Source organism: Serratia sp. L9 (assembly GCF_050632285.1).
GTDB lineage: Bacteria > Pseudomonadota > Gammaproteobacteria > Enterobacterales > Enterobacteriaceae > Chania.
In genome coordinates this window covers 4465035-4486495 of record NZ_CP192591.1, presented here as the reverse complement: position 1 = coordinate 4486495, position 21461 = coordinate 4465035, and the positions used below count along the sequence as shown (strand labels likewise).

The following is a 21461-nucleotide window of genomic DNA, read 5'->3' as shown; positions in this document are numbered from 1 at the left end:
ATCTACTCCTGCCTTAACAGTTGAATATGGCGTGGTGCTAAACAATCCCGTGCCAGCGGCGTCATCAGCGTTTCGCGGCCAATAAGCAACCAGCAGGGATCGAGCGTGGCGACATCGCGATAGCTCAACAGCTTGCTGGCACTCAATCTGACTGGGTGCCCAAGATGATCGCTGAGGCTCAGTGGTAGCATCGGTAACCCGTGGCGCGGCAAGGCAGCCAGCAATTGCTGATGCAGGCTGATATGCACCCGCAGTCCCCATGACCAGGCCTGATGGAGCGTGCAAACCGCCGGTTCGCTGTTATCGCCGTCGGCCAGCCGTTGCATAAAGCCCAGATCCGGTAATTGCAGATGCAAAGTGGCGTGGCGCAGGAATACCACCGGCTCAATGCCTTGGCGCAACTGCTGTAAACGCAGGGAATAAACCCGTTGCTCACGCTCTGCCAGCCGGGTGATAACCAGGCTGACCAGCCGTTCGACCTGCTCTGCCGCCACAGTCATAAGCGGGTTACCAAGGTGGCGAAGGCGTGGGGATCGTCGGCACCGGCAGCATTGGCCTCGTCGGTGTCGATATGCATCTCCAGGCGCATTTGCGCAGAAACGCGAATGGCCACGTCGTCAAATACCAGCCTGCGGCCACCGCCCTGAATGGCGACCTGGACTTGCTCACCGTGCCGTACCCGGTAAATCAGCGCGTCCAGCGGCGACATATGGATATGGCGCTGGGCAACAATCACGCCGCTGGCCAGCGCCAATTCTGCAAATGGGCTCACCAGGCGGATCCCCGGCGTGCCGTCCAGTTCGCCAGACATGCGCAGCGGAGCGGCAATGCCCAGCGTGCGTGCATCGCTACGGGAAATCTCCACCTGGCTACGCCGCCGCAGCGGCCCGAGGATGCGCACATGCTCCAAACGGCCTTTCGGCCCGACCAGCGTGACGGTCTGGTCGGCGGCATATTGGCCCGGTTGCTGCAGCGCTTTTTCTCAACCAGCGGCTGCTGCGGGAACAATTGCTGATAATCCTGCTGCGAAAGATGCAGATGTCGATTGGAAACGCCAAGCGGGATCGGACGAAGGCGCATTTCGTCGAGGATCTTGCTGACAACGGGTTCCAACAACGCTTTTTCCATCAGGCTTTACCTCCTTTGGCGCTGTGCAGGCAGCGCTCCCTTGGTTCCCCTTTATGGCGCGGGCAGTGGGGATCCTGGCAAAGATTGCAGCTTGCCCGCGTCAGCGTGAATACCGGCGTTTCCGTCTGGATCAGTTCCGAGGCCGTGAGGGGGGCGGCGACGCTTCCAGGGTGACGGCGGGCTGTGGCGGTGAAGCCGGGGGCAATGGCGAATGCCAATGTGCCATCAAACCTTCCGCCGGGCGGGCCAGCGTCGCCTGGGCAACCAGGCCGTTGCGTTGCTCGGCAAAGGCCGCTCCGGTCGCAATAGCGGCCTGCACCGAAGCGACATCCCCGGTAAGGCGGATCAGCATCCAGCCGGAACCGTTGGTTTTCTCCATTCCGACCAGCGTCACGGATGCGGCTTTCGCCATGGCATCTGCCGCTCCAATCGCCAGCGCCAAACCGCTGACTTCGAGTAATCCCAGTGACGTTTTCACGCTGTGCTCCTGTTGTGACCTTTAGGCCGAGGTCGGCAAAATGGCTTCCACATCGCTGTGTGGGCGCGGGATCACATGGCAAGACTTCACTTCACCTACAGCGCTGGCCGCCGCTGAACCTGCATCTACCGCCGCCTTGACCGCACCGACATCCCCGCGAACCATTACGGTGACCAGGCCAGAGCCAATTTTTTCGTAACCGACCAGCTGTACGTTGGCCGATTTCACCATGGCATCGGCAGCTTCAATGGCCGCGACCAAACCCTTGGTTTCAACTAACCCTAATGCGTTATTCATTTGTTTCTCTCCTATGGGTACATGCGGCTATCAGGCCGGGATATTGATGATTTAAAGGGCAACCCTTTTACCAACCGAGCGGCGTTGTTGCCCAGTTGCCGCCAGCATTCGTCCTCTTGTGGCCCGGCCAGCCGAAACAGCGGCTGAGGCGCAGGCAAATTACGGTAATGCACGACCATTTCATTGGCGGTACAGGCCAGCCCGACCAGCAGCAGAGACTGGGCGGCGGTCTGCCAGGCACGCTGCACAATTTCGCCACTCGCTTCGTGCTGCCAGTGCCACGGGATCCCTTCTTCTTCGATACCGAGCAGCACCTGCTGCCAAGCTTGCTCGGTGGCCCCGTCGGCGGCGCTGATCAGAATGGCAGGAGCATCGTTAGCGGTGATCATCTTTGCACCTCACGTTGGTAGGAGAGGATCAGCCCGGTGGCCACGGCGTTACGTGGCCCTTCACAGGCGCGGATATTGCCGCGCCCGGCGACCAGCTTGTAATGAGCAAGGGCATCGGTAACCAACTGCGGCACTTCGAAATCCAGCGAGGAGCCTCCCACCAGCACCACAAAGGGAATGTCGCGGATATTGCCGGTGGGGCTGACCTGGCGCAGCGCACGCAGCGCATTGGTCACAAACACCCGCTGTTTGGCGGAGCGGCGGATATTGCGCACTTTTTCCAGTGAGAATTCGCCGGGCAGCGGCACCAGGCTGTCCGGTTTGACCACCACCAGGCGAGCAAACACTTCTGGCGATAACGGCTGAGGGAAAAACTGCACGCTGCCATCCTCATGGCGCAGATGGAACAGGCTCTCCACCTTGGCCAGGGGATACTTCTTGATGTCTTCCGCCAGATAGCGATCTTCCAACCCCAGTTCCGAAGCGATAATCATCGTCACCATATCCCCAGCACCGGCAAGATGGGTGGCGATAATCTCCCCTTTGGCATTGATGATGGAGGCATCCGTAGAACCGGCACCCAGATCGAGAATGGCCAACGGAGCACGGGTGCCAGGTGTGGTCATGGCGCCCAGAATAGCGGCTTCGGCTTCGGCACCGCCAACCTGCACGTCAATATGCAGCGTTTGTTCAATCTCGCTGGCGATACGTGCCATCTGTAGCCGATCGGATTTCACCATCGAGGCAATGCCGACCGCCTGCTCCAGTGAAAACTCCCCGGCCAGCCCGCCGGTGACGTTGACCGGCACCGAGGTGTCTACTGCCAACAGATCCTGAATAAAGATTTCCCTGGTGGGCTTGTTAGTCAGTTCTGCCATGGTCTGGCGCACATGCTCCAGCATGCCGCCAATATTGGAGCCCGCTTCGCCGGTGACGTTGTCCATCCGGCGGCAGGTATTTACCGCGTTCATGATGGCTTCGCTGCCCGAAGCGACATCCACCCGCAGCGTTCGGCCATCGGCGAACAGTTCCAGATGGCCTGCCGGGATGGAACGCGCTTTAACATCCCCCTCCGGCGTTTTGACGACCACCGCCGAACGGGTACCGATCAATGCACGGGCTACCGGCACAATGTTTTTGGTTTCTTCGGCACTCAGGGAGAACACGGTGGCGATGCCATACGGGTTGGACAGGGTTTCGATCACCTTGCCCGGCATGGCGACCTCTACCGCAGCCAACATGCCCATCGGGATACGATCGATATGCAGCACTTCATCAACGATAGGCAGCGGATGTGCCAGGCGGTTGCTTACCAGCACCCCATCATCACGCTGCATAATCACGGCGGTGATGCGGTAACCGGCACCGTTGACGGCATTGACCACCGAAGCCACATCGGCAAAGTCCACCGTTTTTGGCACCACCAGAATGTAAGGCTGGGACGGATCGCGCGTGACCAGTTCGGCAATACCAATGGTGATCCCCACACCCAGGCCCAACCCACCGGGAGTTTTCGGGTTATGGCCGATCATGGTGGATTCGGTGATGATGGTTTCGGTGATGGTTTCCATCGCCACATCACCGATTACCGGCGTGGCTTCATTGATGCGGATCAGGCTGATATCGGCAAGGGAGATACCCGCTTTGGCGACCAGCATATCCAGCGCCTGGCGGATCCCAAACATATTGCGTTGCGTGCCTTTGATGCCGGTGGTTTCAGTCAGGGTGCTGGTGACAAACTCCAGTTGCCCCCCGGCCTCACAGCGCGCCAACGCAACCTCTGTTGACGAGTTACCGATATCCACGCCTGCTATGTAACGCATGTCCTTATCCCTCACCGTAACCCAGCCCCTCACCCTGACTTTCTGCCAAGAGAGAGGGGCGGCTTGTGTATCTACAGCTTCCCCCAAAGGAAAGGGGGAACGGTTTGTGCTACAGGTTGATGCCGTATCGACGTCCTCCTCCCGGAGGAAAGGAACAGTTAATCGTCACCTTTGAGTTTCTTGCGCTGCACATACAACGTGGCGGCTTCGCGGATAAATGCTGCGCAGATCCTGGCGTGGTAGCTTTGCTCCAGATCGTCGGCGATGGCATTCAATTCCTCCCGGCTGGAACGGAAAGGGCGCAGCGCGTTGTAGATATCCAGCACCTTGTCGTCGGGAACGGCGGTGAGCTCTGCGGCCCGCTCAAAGTTCATCGCCAGACGATCGCGCCCCGCATCACGAGCGATATCGGCCTGAATACGCAGAATTTCCGGCGTAATACGCAGGTCTTGCGGCGTGACGCTGCCGTTAAGCACGTTGGCCAGCGTCAGGTCGTCCAGCGTTTTGTTGGTGGATGTTTTCACCCATTCCGGGTGTTTGTTGGCCAGCGGATAGTCGGACACTTTGGCTTTGCTGCCGCTGCCTGCTGGTGGCGTAGGGGTTGCTGCAGTCTGCCCTTGCAAGCTGTTCATCTTGCTCAGGACATCGCGCACCATAGATTCAATAGCTTCGGAATTCATTGTGTTTTCCTTTGTTAAAGCTGTACCCGGAGTTCCTGAGGCTGCTTGCCGATCACCACATATTTGGTTTCTTTAATATGCAAGATTGCAGATTTGGCCTGATATTTCGGGCGGGCCATCTGATCGTTCAGCGTTGGCACCGGTTGCGGTGACTCACGTTTGGCATAGCGGGCGGCGTTTTTGCCGATCATCCGGTAGGTTTCCAACGTCAGTAGCGGTGCCTGCGGGAACAGCTCCAGATTGGACAGCGGCGGCAAACCTTGCTGATGGATCACCGTGGTGCCTTTCGACTGGATGCCGATAGAAATGCCGGAGCCGCTGAGGCGGTTGCCTTCCACCGCCACGAAAGCGACGTCGGAAGATTTAAAGCAGCGGATCACCCGGGCTTTGACGCCTTCCTCTTCGATACCGGCAATCAGCTCACGCAGAATGCTTTTGTGCGGCAGGCCAACGATGTTGACGGTCTGCGACAGGCCAAACGCCGGGCCGACGGCGATGATCACTTCATCCTGGCTGTTGCCCGGCTTGGCTTCACCCACTTCGGTCAGGAAGTTGCCCGCAGGGCTGGCCGCGGTGGCTGCTGGAACAGCAGGTGCGGCATCCTGTTTGAAAGAGACCACTTGTTGTTCTGTCTGCATTTCCTGCAGTACGCCTTCAATGATCTGGCGCAGTAGTTTTTCGTTAATATCCACCATGACGTGAACCCCTTAGTCGATCCCGTTAGGATCAAGTGCATTAGGAATGTTTTTGATCTCTTCCCAGCGTGCGCCCTGCAGCCGGTAACCGGTGGCCGGACCGGCATAGTCGTTGAGGTCATTGACCGCCGAGCGCACCTGGTTGTTGCCCACGATGATTGCGGATGTGTGCAGGTAGTCTCCGGCAATCTTGGCTTTCTGGATGTTGAGCATGTCTTGCGCCACATCGTCAAAGCCGCCCTGGGCCAGCGCCTTGATCACTTCCAGGCCGGTACGGTTTTTGCTGATCACTTCCTGGGCAAACTTGATGTCCTCGACGATGTTGCGTTCCGGCATGTCTTTCGAACCGTGGGCGTAGGTAGCGGCGGTGACTTCTTCATCGGTGATCGGCGGTAGCCCCATACCGGCAAATACGGCTTGCAGCGCACGGGCCGCTTTGTTGCGGATGGCCACCACGTCTTCTTCACGTACCGGGCGCAGGCCGCCATCCACCTTCAGATCGCGTTGCAGCACGTTGTAATCATCAAAGTCTTCCGCATCTTCGTTGGAACCTGCGAACATATTGTCGTAGTTCGGTACGGCTGAATAACCCGATGAAATAAAGTCGGTGCCTGGCAGGAACTGCATCAGCAGGCGGGCGGTACGGCGCATATCCGAATGGGTAAAGGTCTGGTCATTACTGGAAGCACATTCCAGATCCAGCGCGGAACAGATCAGGTTTTCTGCCAGAATGGCCCGGATGCCAGAGGGCACGGCGGAAGGGACGCCAACACAGCTGACCGAACCGTTTTGCAGACCCTGGACGCCAGCGGCTTTGGTGATGTATATGCAGCGGGCTTCCAGATAGAGCATGGATTTGCCTTCCGCATAGCCCATCTGCACTTCCGAGCCGGAGCCGGAGGTAAAGCGCATTTTCAGCCCGCGTGAGGCATAGGACGACGCCAGGAATCCTTTCGACCAAGGGGTATCGTCGCCGTCGGTAAATACCGGTTCAGTACCGTAGACCGAGATGGTTTCCGCGTAGCAGGTGTGGCCCAGCATGCCGAGTTTGAGCTCGGTGGCTTCTTCCAGTGAGCATTGCGTCAGCACGCCAGGGCGGCCAATTTGTGAACCCACCAGCAGGGCGATGGCGTTGAAGGGCGCATAACGCGCAACGGCGACGGTGGTTTCCTGCTCATCGAAACCACGGAAGGCTCCTTCGGCGGCATCGGCGGCGATCTGTACCGGGTTGTCTTTCACGTTGGTGACGTGTGCCTGCTGGGATGGCGTACGGCGTGCGCGCATCTTCTGCATCGACATCATCATTTCCACCACGTTCATATGCGATACCACTTCGACGATTTTCGCCGGGGTCATGGCAGTGGTCATTGGCACAATCGTGGCGCGTGACACGTTAGGATCGCACAGCATATTTGCCAGTTTTACCGAATCCATCGCCATGACTTCTTCTGCGCGTGCCAGATTGATACCGTAACGGGCGATGAAGTGATCGATCAGGTCAAATTCGCTTTGCGGTTTACCGTCCAGTTCGGTCACGCTGCCGCCGACGATTTTGATCGACGGCTTGGGATCGTTGGGGCTTTCCATGGCAATAAAGCCTTCTTCGATCCACTCTTTGACAAAGCCGTCCTGGTTGACCGGGCGTTTTGCCAATGCTTCAAATCTTTTCGATTTCATGAAACAGCCTCACTTGGCATCAAATGTAAGAAGGGCGGTCGTTTTTCGGCTCAGAACCCAGCGTAGCCAGAACGGTTTTGCCAATCTCACGGGCCGAGATCACCGCCTGGCGTACCGCGCCGGAATCGCCAGAGATCACCAGAATGACTTCGTTGCTGTAGCTGGTGCCCTGTGCCGGTGAGCTGTAGGCCACCACGTCGACGTTGGCGGATTTCACCGCCGTATCGGCCATCAGCACCCCGACGGCAGCCGGAGCCCCGACGATCACCCCGCAGGAGCGCCCCACAGGCGCACCAAAGGCTTTTTCCAGCGCGTAGCTGGCGCGGGCGGTATATTGCAGTTCGATATGGCCTGCCTCATTGGCATAAACATCGCCGAAGGTGCGATCCAGCTCTTTCAACGCCACTTCAACCGCACGTTTCACATCGGAAACATCGTTGCCGCCGAACACGATCAGCGAACCGTGGCCAGCCCCCTTTGGTATCGCGGGGTAATTCGATGCAGACTACTTCGGTGTTGGTGGCCTTTACCGCTTCATCCGCCGCCATGATGTGTGGGCCCGCGCCGGTGCGGGCACCGAGGATGCCAATAGAGCGATAGCTTTTTTCCAGCTTCATGGCGCTCAACAGGGCGCTGTCCACGTTGGCGATAACCAGGCCCACCGTGTCGCCGATGGCGGTCCCGACGAATTCCGTTAAACTGCAGTGCTTTTCTGCCATAACCGTATCTCGTGTTGTGTTGGTAAGGGGGAAGAGGCCGGGGCGTGCTCGCTGACTTTCGCTATCACCTGGGCCATGATTTTGTCGACCAGGTCATTGCTGCTCATTGGCTATTTCCTTTCGGCAGGAATTTCTCCACGTCGGTATGCGGGCGCGGGATAACGTGCGTGGCTTTCACTTCACCAACCTTGGCGGCGGCGGCTGCACCGGCGTCGGTGGCGGCTTTCACCGCACCAACGTCGCCACGGACAATCACGGTAATCAGGCCGGAACCGATTTTTTCGTAGCCCACCAACATGACGTTGGCAGACTTCACCATGGTGTCGGCGGCTTCAATGGCGGCGGTTAACCCTTTGGTTTCCACCATTCCTAATGCTTCTTGTTGCATAAACACCTCGTCTTGGAAGTTGTCAGGACTGTGATGCAGCGAATATACAAACAAGCAACGAAAAAGAATGGCTGAATTAAATTTTTTGCGGAGAATGGTTGGTTTTTTTATAATAAAATTCGGCGTAAAAATTTCGCATCCAACTGTTTTTATTGGTTATTATTTATTAGTGTTATTAACAAAAATTGGCTTTTCAATTTTATTCTGGGCGGCTTTATTTTATTGGTTGGCGCTGTGGCGGGTAAAACTGAGAGGTGGATTGCAATAACGAAAGAAGTCTATAGCAATAAAATGTTATTTATACTTGAAGTTATTTTCGCCTATTATCCTGAGACGTAATGGTTTTTCTATTTATCGATAGCAATAATCTGTTATTGGTCGTCCATTTTTTATCCGGCCAGCAAACTATTGCAACAACACTTTCCTTTTCCCGCTCTTTATAGTGCCAGCAGTATTGCCATTGCCCGCAAGCCAGCCAGGTGCAGGCAGCTTATCCAACCAAGCAGGGGAAGGTTATGAATGATTCATTGAAAGCGCAATGTATTGCCGAGTTTCTTGGCACCGGGCTATTTATCTTTTTCGGGGCCGGGTGCCTGTGCGCGGTGAAGCTGGCCGGAGCCAGCTTTGGTTTATGGGAAATCTGCATTGTCTGGGGGCTGGGGATTTCACTGGCGGTCTATCTCACCGCCGGTATCTCCGGTGGCCATCTGAACCCGGCAATCACCATCGCTCTGTGGCTGTTCGCCTGTTTCCCGCGTAACAAGGTGCTGGGCTACTGTGTGTCGCAGATAGCCGGGGCCTTTTGCGGTGCGGCGCTGGCTTATCTGCTTTACCAGAATCTGTTTATAGACGTTGAAACGGCGAAGAACCTGGTGCGCGGTAGCGCAGAGAGCCTGCAGTTGGCCAGTATTTTCACGACTTATCCTGCCAGCGCCATCAGCGTATTGCAGGCTGGCATGGTGGAGCTGGTGATCACCGCTATTTTAATGTGCCTGGTGATGGCGCTGACCGATGATGGCAACGGCGTACCGCGCGGGCCGCTGGCGCCGCTGCTGATAGGCCTTTTGGTGGCGGTTATCGGTGCTTCCATGGGACCGCTGACCGGCTTTGCCATGAACCCGGCGCGTGACTTCGGGCCAAGATTATTTGCCTTTTTTGCCGGGTGGGGCAAGGTGGCGATGACTGGCGGGCGGGATATTCCGTATTTCATCGTGCCCATCGTGGCGCCTATTATCGGCGCTTGCGTGGGGGCGGCAGGTTATCGCTATTTAATTGGTAAGAATTTGCCTTGTAATGCCTGCCAGCTAGAAGAAGAAAAAATTTAAGTTTTTTCCTCCTCACCCGATTCAGCAGAGTGAGGAGGATTTTTGTGATCTGTTTTGATTATCAGATTAAAACTGATACCAGGTTTATTTTTTGTCTGATAGGCTTGATTATTGCTTTTTAATATGATTAGCCGATCTTATCGTTTAAGTTTTGTCTTAAAGGATAGCCTATCGTAATAAATAAGAATTTACTCAGGGGGAGTTATCATGATTTCTGCCAGTTCACTCAACTCAGAACTCATAAATAAAATCGCCCAAGACTTTGCGCAGGCTACAGGATTGGCCGTTGTGGTTGTGAACATTCACGGTGAGGAAATCTCCGGGATGTTTAATTTCACTTCATTTTGCCAGATGATGCGCCAGGATCCGGTCAATCACCTGCGCTGTCGTATGAGCGATCGCTGCGGGGGCTGGAGGCGTCAAAATCCGATGAACCCTGCATCTACCGTTGCCACGCGGGCTTGACGGATTTCTCTATCCCGCTGGTGATCGCCGGCCATCTGGTGGGGTTTGTATTGTGCGGGCAGGTCAGGTTGCAGCAGGAAGTGGGGCTGATCGACATTCTTAGCGTCGATGACTGCTGGCAGAAAGATCCGGCACTGGTGGATGAATTCCATAACGTCCAGGTGATGGAGTATTCACGCGTGATTGCCTCGGCGGATCTGCTGAAGCTGATAGTAGAGAACTGCCTGAAAAAACACCTGAATTTTGTGGTGATCAAAGATAATAATGAGGCTAAAGAGCAGGCTAAAGCCCGCCAGCCCAATCCCCATGAAGCGAAAATGAAAAAGGCGCTTCGCTATATTGAGGCGCATTTGTCAGAGGAGCTGCGTCTTGAGGACGTGGCCGCCAAGGTTTATCTCAGCCCGTATTATTTCAGCAAGTTGTTTAAGAAATATCAGGGGGTGGGTTTTAACGTCTGGGTGAATCAGCAGCGTATGGCCAATGCCAAGGAAATGTTACAGCACAGTGACTGGAGTATTGCCAGTATTGCAAAAAACCTCGGTTTTTCGCAGACCAGTTATTTCTGTAAAGTGTTTCGCCAAACTTATAATGTGACTCCCCAGGTATTCCGTTCGTTGGCCGTTGAACAACGTAATATGGAGTAATCAGCGTGTTTTTTAAACGCGAAAGCGTAGCAATAATTTGTTATCTGTTAAATTTTAAAATGAGCACTCAGCCCAGGCTACAACGGTAGGGATCATTTTCAGACAGCAATTTATTGCTATTCCAGACAATATTTTTTTGTGCAGAAAAACAAACTTGGCCTTTTTTTATCAATCAAGCGGCGTATATTAATTTTATTAAAACGATGTCTGCATGACGTAATGATATGGAAATGTTAATCAAGTGATAAATTAAATATATCCGTGAGCTTGCCGGTTATGGCCGGAAAAATTACGGATACGCTAACTGGATAACTCACAGTCTGAGTAATCAACTGTGATTGGGAAGGGGTGTGTACCCTCGTATTTCACGTTGCAGCCAGTGCAGGTAACAGCGCTGTAGCTTGAAAGACGACGGGTAAAAATCCCCCGCAGCCCCCGCTGCTGTGATGCTGACAATTCCACTGTGACCACTGATCGCAAGATTGGGAAGGAGGTGGATGAGGATGACGCTAAGCCAGAAGACCTGCCAGTTGGTAACACATTCAACTCCTTCGGTGGGAAGCGGGTTGTCATGGGATACGTGCAGCCATTGCGCTGCGGGCGCGTATTCTTTTGACGCCAGGATCCCGACCGAGAGGCCGGGATTTTTTATGCAGCTAACGGGTAAAAAGGCTTTTGTTATCGCGGGGACCGGCAGCGGCTGTGGCAAGACCACGCTGACGCTGGGCCTGTTGCGAGCGTTGCAACAGCGCGGTCTGCGCGTTCAACCGTTCAAGGTCGGCCCCGACTATCTGGACACCGGTTGGCACAGCGCTGTATCCGGCGTGGCCTCGCGCAATCTGGACGCGTTTATGCTGCCCATCCCGACGCTCAACGGCCTGTATAACCAACATATGCGCCACGCCGATATTGCGGTGATTGAAGGCGTGATGGGGTTGTATGACGGCTATGGCATCGACCCGGACTATTGCAGCAGCGCCGCGATGGCCAAACAGCTCGGTTGCCCGGTGATCCTGCTGGTTGACGGCAAAGCGGTATCCACTTCTGTCGCGGCTACCGTGCTCGGTTTCTGTCAGTTTGATCCGGCGTTGAAACTGGCTGGGGTCATCGTTAACCGGGTTAACTCAGACTCGCATTACCAGCTTATCCGCCAGGCGATAGAACGCTATTGCGGGGTGCCGGTGCTGGGGCGGCTGCCAATGCTGGAGGCGGTGGCTTTGCCTTCCCGCCATCTGGGTCTGATCCCGGCTCAGGAATGCTTGGGCGATGAGCAGCGCTGGCAACGGCTGGCGCAGGGGGTTGAGGAATTTATCGATCTCGATCGGCTGCTGGCCTTAAGCCATTGCGCCTCTCAGCCCGTGGGGGAACCCCGGTGCTGCCCGATCCGGCGTTGACGCAGGGGCTGACCTTGGCGTTGGCCGAAGATGAAGCTTTCAATTTCTACTACCCGGATAACCTCGATCTGCTTGAACAGGCGGGGGTGCGTATCCAACGTTTTAGCCCGCTGCACGACAGCCGGTTACCGGATTGCCAGATGGTCTATCTCGGTGGCGGCTACCCCGAAGTGCATGCCGCCAGGCTGGCAGCCAATGTGCAGATGCATGCTGCGTTACAACATGCCCATCAACAGCAAACGCCAATCTATGCCGAATGCGCTGGCCTGATGTACCTCGGCGAGGGGTTGACCGATGGTTCAGGTGAGCGCTACGCAATGAGCGGCATCCTGCCCGGCGAGAGCCATATGGGGGAGCGCCTGACCCGCTTCGGCTATTGCCAGTGGCAAGCCTGCACTGACACTTTGCTGGCGGCACAGGGCGAAACGTTGCGGGGCCATGAGTTTCATTACTCCGATTTCACCACTGCATTAACGCCAGCCTTTGACTGTGCCAAATGGCGCGACGGCGTAGCCGTTCAACGTTGGCGCGGCGGCTATCAGCGTGGCCATACCCAGGCCAGTTATCTGCACGTTCACTTTGCCCAACGTCCAGGCATGTTGGATCGCTGGTTAAGAGCCGCCAGGAGTGTGCTATGACGCTGTTGGCCTGGTTTGTGGCCTTTCTGCTCGACAGCCTGCTGGGCGATCCGCCGCATTGGCCGCACCCGGTGCGTTGGATAGGCAACCTGATTAACGCCCTGCAGCGTCTTATCCGCCGGGTATGCCAGAGCGAGCGCGCGCTGAAAATTGGCGGTGGGGTGTTATGGCTGGGGGTGGTGGGGGCGACTTACCTGGTCAGTTGGGGATTTCTATGGCTGATGGGCAGCATCCATCCGTGGCTGGGCTGGCTGGCTGAGGTGTGGCTGATTTACACCTTGCTTGCCGGGCGTTGCCTGGAACAGGCGGCAATGGCGGTTCACCATGCGTTGCAATATGAGGGGCTGGAAGAGAGCCGCCGTCAACTTTCGTGGATTGTCGGGCGCGATACTTCGCAATTGGAAGCGCCACAAATTACCCGTGCGGTGGTGGAGACAGTGGCAGAAAACACCGTGGATGGGGTGATTGCACCGCTGTTCTTCCTGCTATTGGGCGGCGCACCGTTGGCGATGGCCTATAAAGCGGTCAATACCCTCGATTCCATGGTGGGCTACAAAACGCCGAAATATCGGGCCATTGGCTATGTTTCGGCGCGTATGGATGACTTTGCCAACGGGTTACCGGCCCGGCTCAGTTGGCTGCTGCTCAGCGGTGCGGCTTGGTTGATCGGATTGGATTATCGCCAGGCACTGAGGATTGGCTGGCGTGATCGTTATCAGCATACCAGCCCCAACTGCGCCTGGCCGGAAGCCACGGTAGCCGGGGCGCTGGGGGTGCAGCTTGGCGGGGCCAACAGCTACTTCGGCCAACGAGTCGAAAAACCCTGGATTGGTGAGCGGCAGCGGGAGATCGCTCTGGCGGATATCCCCCGTAGCGCTCATCTGATGATGATGGCCTCGCTGTTGGCGCTGTTGCTGTTTGCATTGCTGCGCCTGCTATGGGTAGGCGCTTGAGAGGGAAGCATATGGATTACATCAGACAGCCACAACGTATCGAACAGCAAAGCTTTGAGATTATCGGCGAGATCATCGCTCGGCAGCGGCCAGAATATCGCTTTGCCAACCGTTGGCAGGAAGCGGTGATTAAACGGGTGATCCACACTACCGCCGATTTCGACTGGCTGGATATTCTCTGGTTTTCCCCTGAGGTGATGGGGGCCCTGACCGAGGGATTGCGCCGGGGTTGCACGCTGTATACCGATACCACCATGGCGCTTTCGGGTATCAACAAAACCTTTCTGCAGCAGATGGGCTGCGAATGCCGCTGTTATATCAGCGACCCACGGGTGGTTGCCACGGCAAACGCACAGGGCATCACCCGCTCGATGGCGGCGGTGGATATCGCATTGGCAGAAAGCGGCGAGCAACTGTTTGTCTTTGGCAATGCCCCCACCGCGCTGTTCCGGTTGTTGGAACGGCAAGCTGAACCCGTCGCGGTGATCGGTGTGCCGGTGGGTTTCGTCGGTGCCGCAGAGTCAAAGGAGGCGCTAAAGAACAGCCAACTACCTGGCATTGTGGCCAACGGGCGCAAGGGCGGCAGCAACGTGGCTGCCGCTATCGTCAATGCCACCTTATATCAGATGCGGGAGGAGGGATGAGCCAGGCGATACGGCGGGACAGCGTTTGGCATCGTGGCAAGCGCTACCGCAAAGGTTACACCACCGGCTCATGTGCGACGGCGGCGGCCAAGGTGGCGGCCTTGATGGTGCTGCGCCAGCAGGTGATCAACCAGGTTTCAATCGTCACCCCCTCCGGCGTGACGCTCAACCTGAGCGTTGAACAGCCATTAATTGCCGGGCAGCAGGCGACGGCGGCCATCCGTAAGGACGGCGGCGACGATGTGGATGCCACCCACGGCATGCTGATTTTTGCCCGCGTCACCTTGGAAGAGAGCCATCAGCAGATCCTGTTACGGGGTGGCGAAGGGGTTGGCACCATTACTCGCCAAGGCATTGGCCTGGCGGTGGGCAGTGCGGCCATCAACCGCACGCCTCGCCAGACCATCGAGGCCGCCGTGCGGGAAGTGATCGGCCCGTTACGTGGCGCCGTGGTAGAGATTTTTGCCCCGGAAGGCGTTGAGCGGGCGCGTAAAACCTACAACGGCCGGTTAGGGATCGTCGGCGGTATTTCGATTATCGGCACCACCGGCATTGTCACCCCGATGTCGGAGGAGAGTTGGAAACGCTCGCTGGCGCTGGAACTGGAGATGAAACGGGCGGCGGGACAAGACCAGGTGATCCTGGTGCCGGGCAACCACGGTGAACGCTTTGTACGGGAACAGCTCGGCCTGGAAGGGCAACAGGTGGTGACCATGAGCAATTTTGTCGGTTACATGTTGCAGGAAACCGTGCGGTTGGGGTTCCGCCAGGTGTTGCTGGTCGGGCATCCTGGCAAGTTGATCAAGGTGGCGGCGGGTATTTTCCACACTCACAGCCATATTGCCGATGGGCGGATGGAAACCCTGATTGCCCATCTGGCGCTGATGGGAGCACCCCAGGCGCTGTTAATACAGGTTGAGCAATGTGATACCACGGAAGCAGCGATGGAGCTGATCGATGAGCAGGGCTGGCAGGAGGTCTATCCGCGTATCGCCCAGCGTATTTGCCAGCGGGTGCAGGAAATGTGGCGCTTCAGCGCTGCCGCTCCGGGCTGCGATGCCATCTTGTTCTCCTTTGACCAGCAGATCCTCGGCAGCAACCGACCGTTGCATGAAATCCTGGAGGCGATGCGATGATCACCGTTGTGGGCGTCGGGCCCGGCGATGCCCAGTACCTGACCTGTGAAGCGCAAGTGGCCATTGCGGCTGCCGATTTGCTGGTGGGGAGCGCCCGCCATATCGCCACCTTTGCCTGTCCGCAACACAAAACGCATTTATTGGATGCCGATCTGGCTGGGTTGCTGGCCTGGCTACGTCGCCGTCTGGATAAACATCACATTGTGGTGCTGGCCTCTGGCGATCCGTTGCTGTACGGCATTGGCAAATGGCTGGCAGTGCATTTTGCGCCGCAAGAACTGCGCATTATCCCCGGTATCAGCGCCATTCAATATCTGTGCGCGCAAATCGCCCTGGATATGAACGATATCTATCTCACCAGCAGCCATGGCCGCACGCCTGATTTTGACTGGCTGCTGCAACACGACAAGGTGGCGATGGTGACCGATGCCATCACCGGGCCGTGGGCTATCGCGCAGGCCATTATGCAGCGCGGCCTGCGGCGTAATCTGATTATCGGTGAAAACCTCTCGTTGCCCACGGAGCGGATCCACCGCCTGCAACCGGCGGCGGTAGCGCAGCGTTACGACATCAATGCAGTGGTGATCCTCAATGAAAGATAACGTTTTTTTACGTGGGCAGAAGGTGCCTATGACCAAAGAGCCGGTGCGGTTGCTGGCGCTGGAGCGGCTGGAGTTGGCCAGTGCGGAGCATTTGATTGATATCGGTGCCGGTACTGGCAGCGTGGCTCTGGAGGCGGCAATGCGTTATCCCGCGTTGCAGGTGACTGCGATCGAACGTAACCCGGCGGCGTTGTCCCTGATTGGCGAAAACCGCCTGCGGCTGGGTTGCGAAAACGTGACGGTGATCGCCGGGACCGCTCCTCTGGCGTTGGCGCTGAAGGCCGACGCCATCTTTATCGGTGGCAGCGGGGGCCAACTGGCGGCGCTGATCGACTGGGCTTTGGAACGGCTCCATCCCGGTGGCCGCCTGGTTTTGACGTTTATTCTGCTCAACAACTTCAGTGAGGCGCTGGCCTGCCTGCAAACGCGTGCTGTGGCGGCGATGACTTGCGAACAGCTGCAATTTTCCACCCTGACAACATTAGGCAGCGGCCACTATTTCAAACCTAACAACCCCACCTATCTTATCTCTTGTTACAAGGAGGGAAGCGATGTCTGAGCACTCAGCCCGTTGGGATACACAAAAAGTCTGGTTCGTTGGCGCGGGGCCGGGGGATCGTGAGTTGATCACACTGAAAGGTTACCGGCTGTTGCAGCAGGCGCAGGTGGTGATCTATGCCGGTTCCCTGATTAATACCGAACTGCTGGATTACTGCCCACCGCAGGCGGCGCTTCACGACAGCGCGGGCCTGACACTGGCGCAGATTATTACGCTGATGGTGGAGGGAGTGCGTGCGGGTAAGCTGGTGGTTCGTCTGCAAACCGGCGATCTCTCGCTGTATGGCTCGATCCGTGAACAGGGTGAAGTGCTGGCGGAGCATGGGATTGGCTTTGTCTCAGTGCCTGGCGTGAGCGCTTTCCTTGGCGCCGCGGCCCAACTGGGGGTGGAGTATACCGTGCCCGAAGTGGCGCAAAGTCTGATCATTACCCGTATCGAAGGGCGCACGCCAATGCCGCCTCTGGAACAGTTGGCGGCTTTTGCTGCCCATCAGACCTCAATGGCCATCTTCCTTTCCGTGCAGGACATGGCGCGGGTGGTCGAGCAATTGACCCACGGCGGCTACCCGCCGCATACGCCGGTAGCGGTGGTGTATAAAGCCACCTGGAAAGAGAGTCAGACGGTGCGCGGTACGCTGGCAGATATTGCGCAACAGGTACGCGAGGCTGGCATTAATAAAACCGCGCTGATCCTGGTGGGGGCCTTTCTGGGGGACGAATATCACTATTCAAAACTCTACGATGCGGGGTTCAGCCATGAATATCGTCAGGCCTGAATCCATCGCGCTGTTTTGTCTGACCCCCGGCGGCGTGCGCTTGGCGCAGCGCTTGCAGGCGCACTTGCCCCTCAGTTGTTTTACCAGCGAAAAACTGCTGGCGCCGGGTTTCCAGCCGTTTAATGGCAGCTTTGGCCAGTCGCTGCGTGAGGCGTTCAAAAACTATTCGGCGTTGGTGGTGGTAGGCGCAACAGGGTTGACGGTGCGGGTGATCGCCCCGTTGCTTGAGGACAAGCTTACCGACCCGGCGATCGTGGTGATCGACGAGCGTGGGCAACATGTGATCAGCCTGCTGTCCGGCCATGTAGGCGGCGCCAATGCCCTGACGCTGTTTCTGGCCGGGTTATTGGGGGCCGATCCGGTGATCACCACCGCCACCGATGTTAATCAGATGGCGGCTCTGGATACCTTGGCGACCCAACTGGATGCCGAGATGCAGGATTTCCGCCATGCGGTTAAAACCGTTAATCAGCAACTGGTCAGCGGCGGGAAAGTGGGGTTGTGGTGGGATGAACCTTTACGTGCAGAGCAGGCGGGTTGTGACACTCGTGGGTTTGTGCCGGTTGAGGATCTGCAGGATTTACCGCCGCTGGATGCGCTGGTCTGCGTGAGCCTGCGCGATAGCCTGCCGGCACTGCCGTTACCAGTTTATAAGCTGGTCCCCCGGCGAGTGGTGGTGGGAATAGGCTGCCGCCGGGCAACCTCGCTGAAAATCCTGATCGACCTGCTTGAGCAACAGTTGGCGGACAACCATTTTGATCCGATGGCGCTGCGGGCTATCGGCAGCGTCACCCTCAAGAAAGACGAACCGGCCTTGCAGCAGTTGGCACGCTGCTGGCGGGTTCCGTTCGAACTGTTCAGCAGCCATGAACTGCGCTGCCATGAACAACGCTTCCCTGCATCTGAATTTGTTCGCGCCACGGTTGGCGTTGGCAGCGTTTCACAGCCGGTGGCCTGGCTGATGAGTGAGGGAAAACTGGTTGGCGACACCCTGCGTGAGCAAGGGGTCACCATGACTTTGGGAGTGTCACATTTATGCTAAGCGTTATCGGCATTGGGCCGGGCAGTGAAACCATGATGACGCAGGACGCCATCGAGGCGATCCGCGAGGCGGAGATTATCGTCGGGTACAAAACCTATACCCACTTGGTGAAAGCCCTGACCGGCGATAAGCAGGTCATCAAGACCGGGATGTGCAAAGAGATTGAACGCTGCCAGGTGGCGATCGATCTGGCCCTGGCTGGCCACAAGGTAGCGCTGATCAGCAGCGGTGATGCCGGGATCTACGGTATGGCCGGGCTGGTGCTGGAACTGGTTGGCCAGCAGCAGTTGGCACTGGAAGTGAAACTGGTGGCGGGGATCACCGCCAGTATCGCCGCCGCCTCATTGCTGGGCGCTCCTTTGATGCATGATTTTTGCCATATCAGCCTGAGCGACCTGCTTACCCCGTGGCCCGTGATTGAAAAGCGGATTATTGCCGCTGCGCAAGCCGACTTTGTGATCTGTTTTTACAACCCGCGCAGCCGTGGCCGGGAGGGGCACCTGGCCCGGGCCTTCGAGTTGATGCAGCCGTACAAATCACCTGAGACACCGGTTGGCGTAGTGAAAGCGGCGGGGCGCAAAAAACAGGAGAAATGGCTGACAACCCTGGGCGAGATGGATTTCACCCCGGTTGATATGACCAGCCTGGTGATCGTCGGCAATCAGACCACCTATTGCCGTGACGGGCTGATGATCACTCCACGAGGTTATCAGTTGTGATCCAGGTCTTCGGCGGGACCAGCGATGCCCGGCTGATTTGCCAGCTTCTGGATCGCGCGGGTGAGCATTACCGCCTGTCGGTGGCCAGCGAGGCGGGGCGGCAGCTAGCGGGCAGCATTCAGGGCGAGGTGATCGTTGGGCGAATGGACAGTGAAGAGATAGCCGATTACCTACAGCAAAACAATATCCGCTGGGTGATCGATGCCTCCCATCCTTATGCCACTGCGTTGAGCGAAAACGTGATTGCCGCCTGTTGTGGCCAAGGCGTGTGGCTGACCCGTTATCAGCGCCCGAGCGAGATTGGCAGATTATCTCATCCGCAGTTGCACAAGGTTAACAGCGTGGAAGAAGCCTGCGGCCTGGCTCAACGTCTGGGGCAGCGGGTGCTGTTGACCACTGGCAGCAAGCAGTTGGCGGAATATCGGCGTGGCTTGCCGGGCAAAACGCTGCTGGTGCGGGTTCTGCCGACGGCGGAGGTGCTGGCGCAATGCGAAGCGCTGGGGTTGGGGGTCGATAACATCATTGCTCTGCGTGGCCCCTTCAGTGCGTCGTTTAATCGTGCGCTGTATGAGTATTGCCAGCCTGATGTGGTTATCACCAAAGAGTCTGGCAGCGAGGGGGCTATCTGCAAAAAGTGGAACCCAGCCTGGCATTGAATATTCCCTGCATCGTGGTGTGCCGCCCAGCGCCTTTAGCGGCAGCGGGTTGGGATGAGCAGATAAGCTCAATCGACGCCTTCGCCCAGCGGTTGTCCCTGGAGCAGAAAATAAGGAAAACAAGATGAAAAAAGCGCTATTGGTGATCAGTTTCGGCACCAGTTATGAAAGTACCCGGCGAAAGAACATTGAAGCCTGCGAGCAGCAACTGGCGGCTTGCTGGGGCGATCGTGAGCCATTCCGGGCCTTCACTTCTGAAATGATAATCCGCAAGTTACGCCAGCGGGATGGCTTGCAGGTAGACAATCCGCAACAGGCGCTGCAGCGTCTGGCCGAGGCCGGTTATGAGGACGTTGCTATTCAGTCGCTGCATATTATCAACGGTGACGAATATGAAAAAATAGCTAACGAGGTTCGCGCCTGCCGCCATCGTTTTAAGCGATTGGTGTTGGGTAAACCCCTGCTCAGCAGCTATGACGACTATCAACAATTGCTGGCGGCGCTTCAGATGCAAATGCCGCCGCTGGAGGCCAATGAGCGCGTGGTGTTTATGGGCCATGGGGCCAGCCATCACTCCTTTTCTGCCTATGCCTGCCTGGATCATGTGATGGCAGCGCAGAACTTCCCGGCTCTGGTCGGTGCGGTTGAAAGTTACCCGGAAGTGGACGGGCTGATCAGCCGTTTGCAACGCCAGCAGATCAGCAAGGTTCACCTGATGCCGCTGATGCTGGTCGCAGGCGATCATGCCGTCAACGACATGGCCTCAAGCGAACCGGACTCCTGGTGTTCACAGATAGCGGCGGCGGGCATCGAGACCCAATGCTGGCTGCAAGGGCTGGGCGAGAATCCGCTGATCCGCCAGATGTTTGTCGAACATCTGGATACGGCGCTACGCCAGAGCGAGCAGGAGGCAGCCTGATGAGCGGAAAACTATATGCGCTGGGCGTTGGCCCTGGGGCCAGCGATCTGATCACCGTGCGTGCCGCCCGGTTGTTAGGAAAGCTGGATGTGCTGTATGCCCCGGCAGGGCGTAAAGGTGGCGACAGCCTGGCGCTGTCGATCGTCAGGGAGTATTTGTTGCCCCACACCGAGATCCGCACCTGCCATTTCCCCATGAGCGCGGATGATGGCGAGAAACAGGCGGTTTGGGAGCGGATTGCCCGGCAGCTTCAGGACGAGGTTGCGCAGGGGAAACAGGTGGGATTTATCACCCTGGGTGACGCCATGTTATTCAGCACCTGGGTGTTTTTGTTGGCGCGCCTTGGCCGCCCCGATTGGTTGGAGATCGTCCCCGGCGTGACCTCTTTTGCTGCCATTGCTGCCCGTGCGGTGGTGCCATTGGCCATGGAACAACAGTCTCTGGCGGTGATGTCCTGCACCGCGCCTGAAGCGCAACTGGAGCAGGCGCTGCTCACCCACGACTGTGTGGTGCTGATGAAAGTCTATGGCCGGTTGGCGCAGGTTCAATCATTGCTGGCCCGCCTGAATCTGTTTAACCACGCGGTGCTGATGGCAGAGGCTTCATTGGCCGGCGAGCAGTGTTGGCGGCGGTTGGAGCAACTCCCAGCCGATCATCCCTTGCCGTATTTCTCAACCATTCTGGTGAATAAGAGTTGGCTCTCGGAGGCGTAATTG

General features: G+C 57.2%; 21 protein-coding genes, 6 pseudogenes and 1 riboswitch. Of the genes and pseudogenes, 16 read left to right on the top strand and 11 right to left on the bottom strand.

Going from position 1 to position 21461, the window contains the following annotated elements; all coding sequences use genetic code 11:
- Positions 1-2 precede the first annotated feature (2 nt).
- The 11 genes and pseudogenes from pduM to pduA all read right to left on the bottom strand — a co-directional run bounded on the left by pduM (position 3) and on the right by pduA (position 8274).
- Entirely contained in the window at positions 3-500 is a 498-nt protein-coding gene (pduM, locus tag ACQ86O_RS21465; protein WP_431222775.1) for a microcompartment protein PduM, read from the bottom strand.
- Positions 497-1128, bottom strand: a pseudogene (locus ACQ86O_RS21460) (phosphate propanoyltransferase). Before ACQ86O_RS21460 ends, pduM begins: the two are co-directional and overlap by 4 nt.
- Positions 1128-1606, bottom strand: a pseudogene (locus ACQ86O_RS21455) (BMC domain-containing protein). The pseudogenes ACQ86O_RS21460 and ACQ86O_RS21455 overlap by 1 nt, the downstream one beginning before the upstream one ends.
- Before the next feature lie 21 nt (positions 1607-1627).
- Complete coding sequence (gene pduJ / locus ACQ86O_RS21450; RefSeq protein WP_004090424.1) at positions 1628-1903, bottom strand: propanediol utilization microcompartment protein PduJ; 276 nt, start codon at positions 1901-1903, stop codon at positions 1628-1630.
- Between the two features lie 11 nt (positions 1904-1914).
- Entirely contained in the window at positions 1915-2292 is a 378-nt protein-coding gene (locus ACQ86O_RS21445; RefSeq protein WP_431222774.1) for a glycerol dehydratase reactivase beta/small subunit family protein, read from the bottom strand.
- On the bottom strand, positions 2289-4115 hold the full coding sequence (locus ACQ86O_RS21440) for a diol dehydratase reactivase subunit alpha (RefSeq protein WP_431222773.1): 1827 nt from the start codon (positions 4113-4115) through the stop codon (positions 2289-2291). The genes ACQ86O_RS21445 and ACQ86O_RS21440 overlap by 4 nt, the downstream gene beginning before the upstream one ends.
- 158 nt (positions 4116-4273) lie before the next feature.
- Positions 4274-4795: a propanediol dehydratase small subunit PduE gene (gene pduE / locus ACQ86O_RS21435; protein WP_431222772.1), complete on the bottom strand. Its 522-nt coding sequence runs from the start codon at positions 4793-4795 to the stop codon at positions 4274-4276.
- Positions 4796-4809: 14 nt separating this feature from the next.
- The gene (locus tag ACQ86O_RS21430; protein ID WP_431225795.1) at positions 4810-5487 is read right to left on the bottom strand and encodes a propanediol/glycerol family dehydratase medium subunit; all 678 of its coding nucleotides are present in this window, start codon (positions 5485-5487) and stop codon (positions 4810-4812) included.
- Positions 5488-5502: 15 nt separating this feature from the next.
- Positions 5503-7167 (bottom strand): propanediol dehydratase large subunit PduC, encoded by a 1665-nt coding sequence (gene pduC / locus ACQ86O_RS21425; protein ID WP_431222771.1) that lies wholly within the window; start codon positions 7165-7167, stop codon positions 5503-5505.
- 19 nt (positions 7168-7186) lie between these two features.
- Positions 7187-7993: pseudogene (gene pduB, locus ACQ86O_RS21420) on the bottom strand (propanediol utilization microcompartment protein PduB).
- Positions 7990-8274, bottom strand: a complete 285-nt coding sequence (gene pduA, locus ACQ86O_RS21415; RefSeq protein ID WP_431222770.1) for a propanediol utilization microcompartment protein PduA — start codon at positions 8272-8274, stop codon at positions 7990-7992. The pseudogene pduB and the gene pduA overlap by 4 nt, the downstream one beginning before the upstream one ends.
- A gap of 67 nt (positions 8275-8341) precedes the next feature.
- Here pduA and ACQ86O_RS21410 point away from each other — a divergent pair, with 67 nt between their 5' ends.
- From ACQ86O_RS21410 to ACQ86O_RS21335, 16 genes and pseudogenes are all read left to right on the top strand, one after another.
- The gene (locus ACQ86O_RS21410) at positions 8342-8542 is read left to right on the top strand and encodes a hypothetical protein (protein ID WP_431222769.1); all 201 of its coding nucleotides are present in this window, start codon (positions 8342-8344) and stop codon (positions 8540-8542) included.
- 247 nt (positions 8543-8789) lie between these two features.
- Positions 8790-9599: an MIP/aquaporin family protein gene (locus tag ACQ86O_RS21405; protein WP_431222768.1), complete on the top strand. Its 810-nt coding sequence runs from the start codon at positions 8790-8792 to the stop codon at positions 9597-9599.
- A 207-nt stretch (positions 9600-9806) separates the two neighbouring features.
- Positions 9807-10237: pseudogene (locus ACQ86O_RS21400) on the top strand (PocR ligand-binding domain-containing protein); the annotation flags it as partial.
- Complete coding sequence (locus ACQ86O_RS21395; RefSeq protein WP_431225794.1) at positions 10229-10708, top strand: helix-turn-helix transcriptional regulator; 480 nt, start codon at positions 10229-10231, stop codon at positions 10706-10708. The pseudogene ACQ86O_RS21400 and the gene ACQ86O_RS21395, both read left to right, overlap by 9 nt.
- Before the next feature lie 299 nt (positions 10709-11007).
- Positions 11008-11253: riboswitch (cobalamin riboswitch) on the top strand.
- Between the two features lie 105 nt (positions 11254-11358).
- Positions 11359-12740, top strand: a pseudogene (locus ACQ86O_RS21390) (cobyrinate a,c-diamide synthase).
- On the top strand, positions 12737-13693 hold the full coding sequence (cbiB, locus tag ACQ86O_RS21385; RefSeq protein WP_431222767.1) for an adenosylcobinamide-phosphate synthase CbiB: 957 nt from the start codon (positions 12737-12739) through the stop codon (positions 13691-13693). Before ACQ86O_RS21390 ends, cbiB begins: the two are co-directional and overlap by 4 nt.
- Before the next feature lie 11 nt (positions 13694-13704).
- Positions 13705-14337, top strand: coding sequence for a cobalt-precorrin-8 methylmutase (locus ACQ86O_RS21380; protein WP_431222766.1), 633 nt, complete (start codon positions 13705-13707; stop codon positions 14335-14337).
- Positions 14334-15473 carry a cobalt-precorrin-5B (C(1))-methyltransferase CbiD gene (gene cbiD, locus ACQ86O_RS21375; RefSeq protein ID WP_431222765.1) on the top strand — a complete coding sequence of 380 codons (1140 nt, stop codon included), beginning with the start codon at positions 14334-14336 and terminating at the stop codon, positions 15471-15473. Before ACQ86O_RS21380 ends, cbiD begins: the two co-directional genes overlap by 4 nt.
- Positions 15470-16075 carry a cobalt-precorrin-7 (C(5))-methyltransferase gene (locus tag ACQ86O_RS21370; RefSeq protein WP_431222764.1) on the top strand — a complete coding sequence of 202 codons (606 nt, stop codon included), beginning with the start codon at positions 15470-15472 and terminating at the stop codon, positions 16073-16075. Before cbiD ends, ACQ86O_RS21370 begins: the two co-directional genes overlap by 4 nt.
- Complete coding sequence (locus ACQ86O_RS21365) at positions 16065-16634, top strand: decarboxylating cobalt-precorrin-6B (C(15))-methyltransferase (protein WP_431222763.1); 570 nt, start codon at positions 16065-16067, stop codon at positions 16632-16634. The genes ACQ86O_RS21370 and ACQ86O_RS21365 overlap by 11 nt, the downstream gene beginning before the upstream one ends.
- Positions 16627-17409 carry a cobalt-precorrin-4 methyltransferase gene (locus ACQ86O_RS21360; RefSeq protein ID WP_431222762.1) on the top strand — a complete coding sequence of 261 codons (783 nt, stop codon included), beginning with the start codon at positions 16627-16629 and terminating at the stop codon, positions 17407-17409. Before ACQ86O_RS21365 ends, ACQ86O_RS21360 begins: the two co-directional genes overlap by 8 nt.
- On the top strand, positions 17390-18451 hold the full coding sequence (gene cbiG, locus ACQ86O_RS21355) for a cobalt-precorrin 5A hydrolase (RefSeq protein ID WP_431222761.1): 1062 nt from the start codon (positions 17390-17392) through the stop codon (positions 18449-18451). Before ACQ86O_RS21360 ends, cbiG begins: the two co-directional genes overlap by 20 nt.
- On the top strand, positions 18445-19170 hold the full coding sequence (locus ACQ86O_RS21350) for a precorrin-3B C(17)-methyltransferase (RefSeq protein WP_431222760.1): 726 nt from the start codon (positions 18445-18447) through the stop codon (positions 19168-19170). The genes cbiG and ACQ86O_RS21350 overlap by 7 nt, the downstream gene beginning before the upstream one ends.
- A pseudogene (locus ACQ86O_RS21345) lies at positions 19170-19954 on the top strand (cobalt-precorrin-6A reductase). Before ACQ86O_RS21350 ends, ACQ86O_RS21345 begins: the two are co-directional and overlap by 1 nt.
- Entirely contained in the window at positions 19951-20745 is a 795-nt protein-coding gene (gene cbiK / locus ACQ86O_RS21340) for a sirohydrochlorin cobaltochelatase (RefSeq protein ID WP_431222759.1), read from the top strand. Before ACQ86O_RS21345 ends, cbiK begins: the two are co-directional and overlap by 4 nt.
- Positions 20745-21458 carry a cobalt-factor II C(20)-methyltransferase gene (locus ACQ86O_RS21335; RefSeq protein WP_431222758.1) on the top strand — a complete coding sequence of 238 codons (714 nt, stop codon included), beginning with the start codon at positions 20745-20747 and terminating at the stop codon, positions 21456-21458. Before cbiK ends, ACQ86O_RS21335 begins: the two co-directional genes overlap by 1 nt.
- Positions 21459-21461 lie beyond the last annotated feature (3 nt).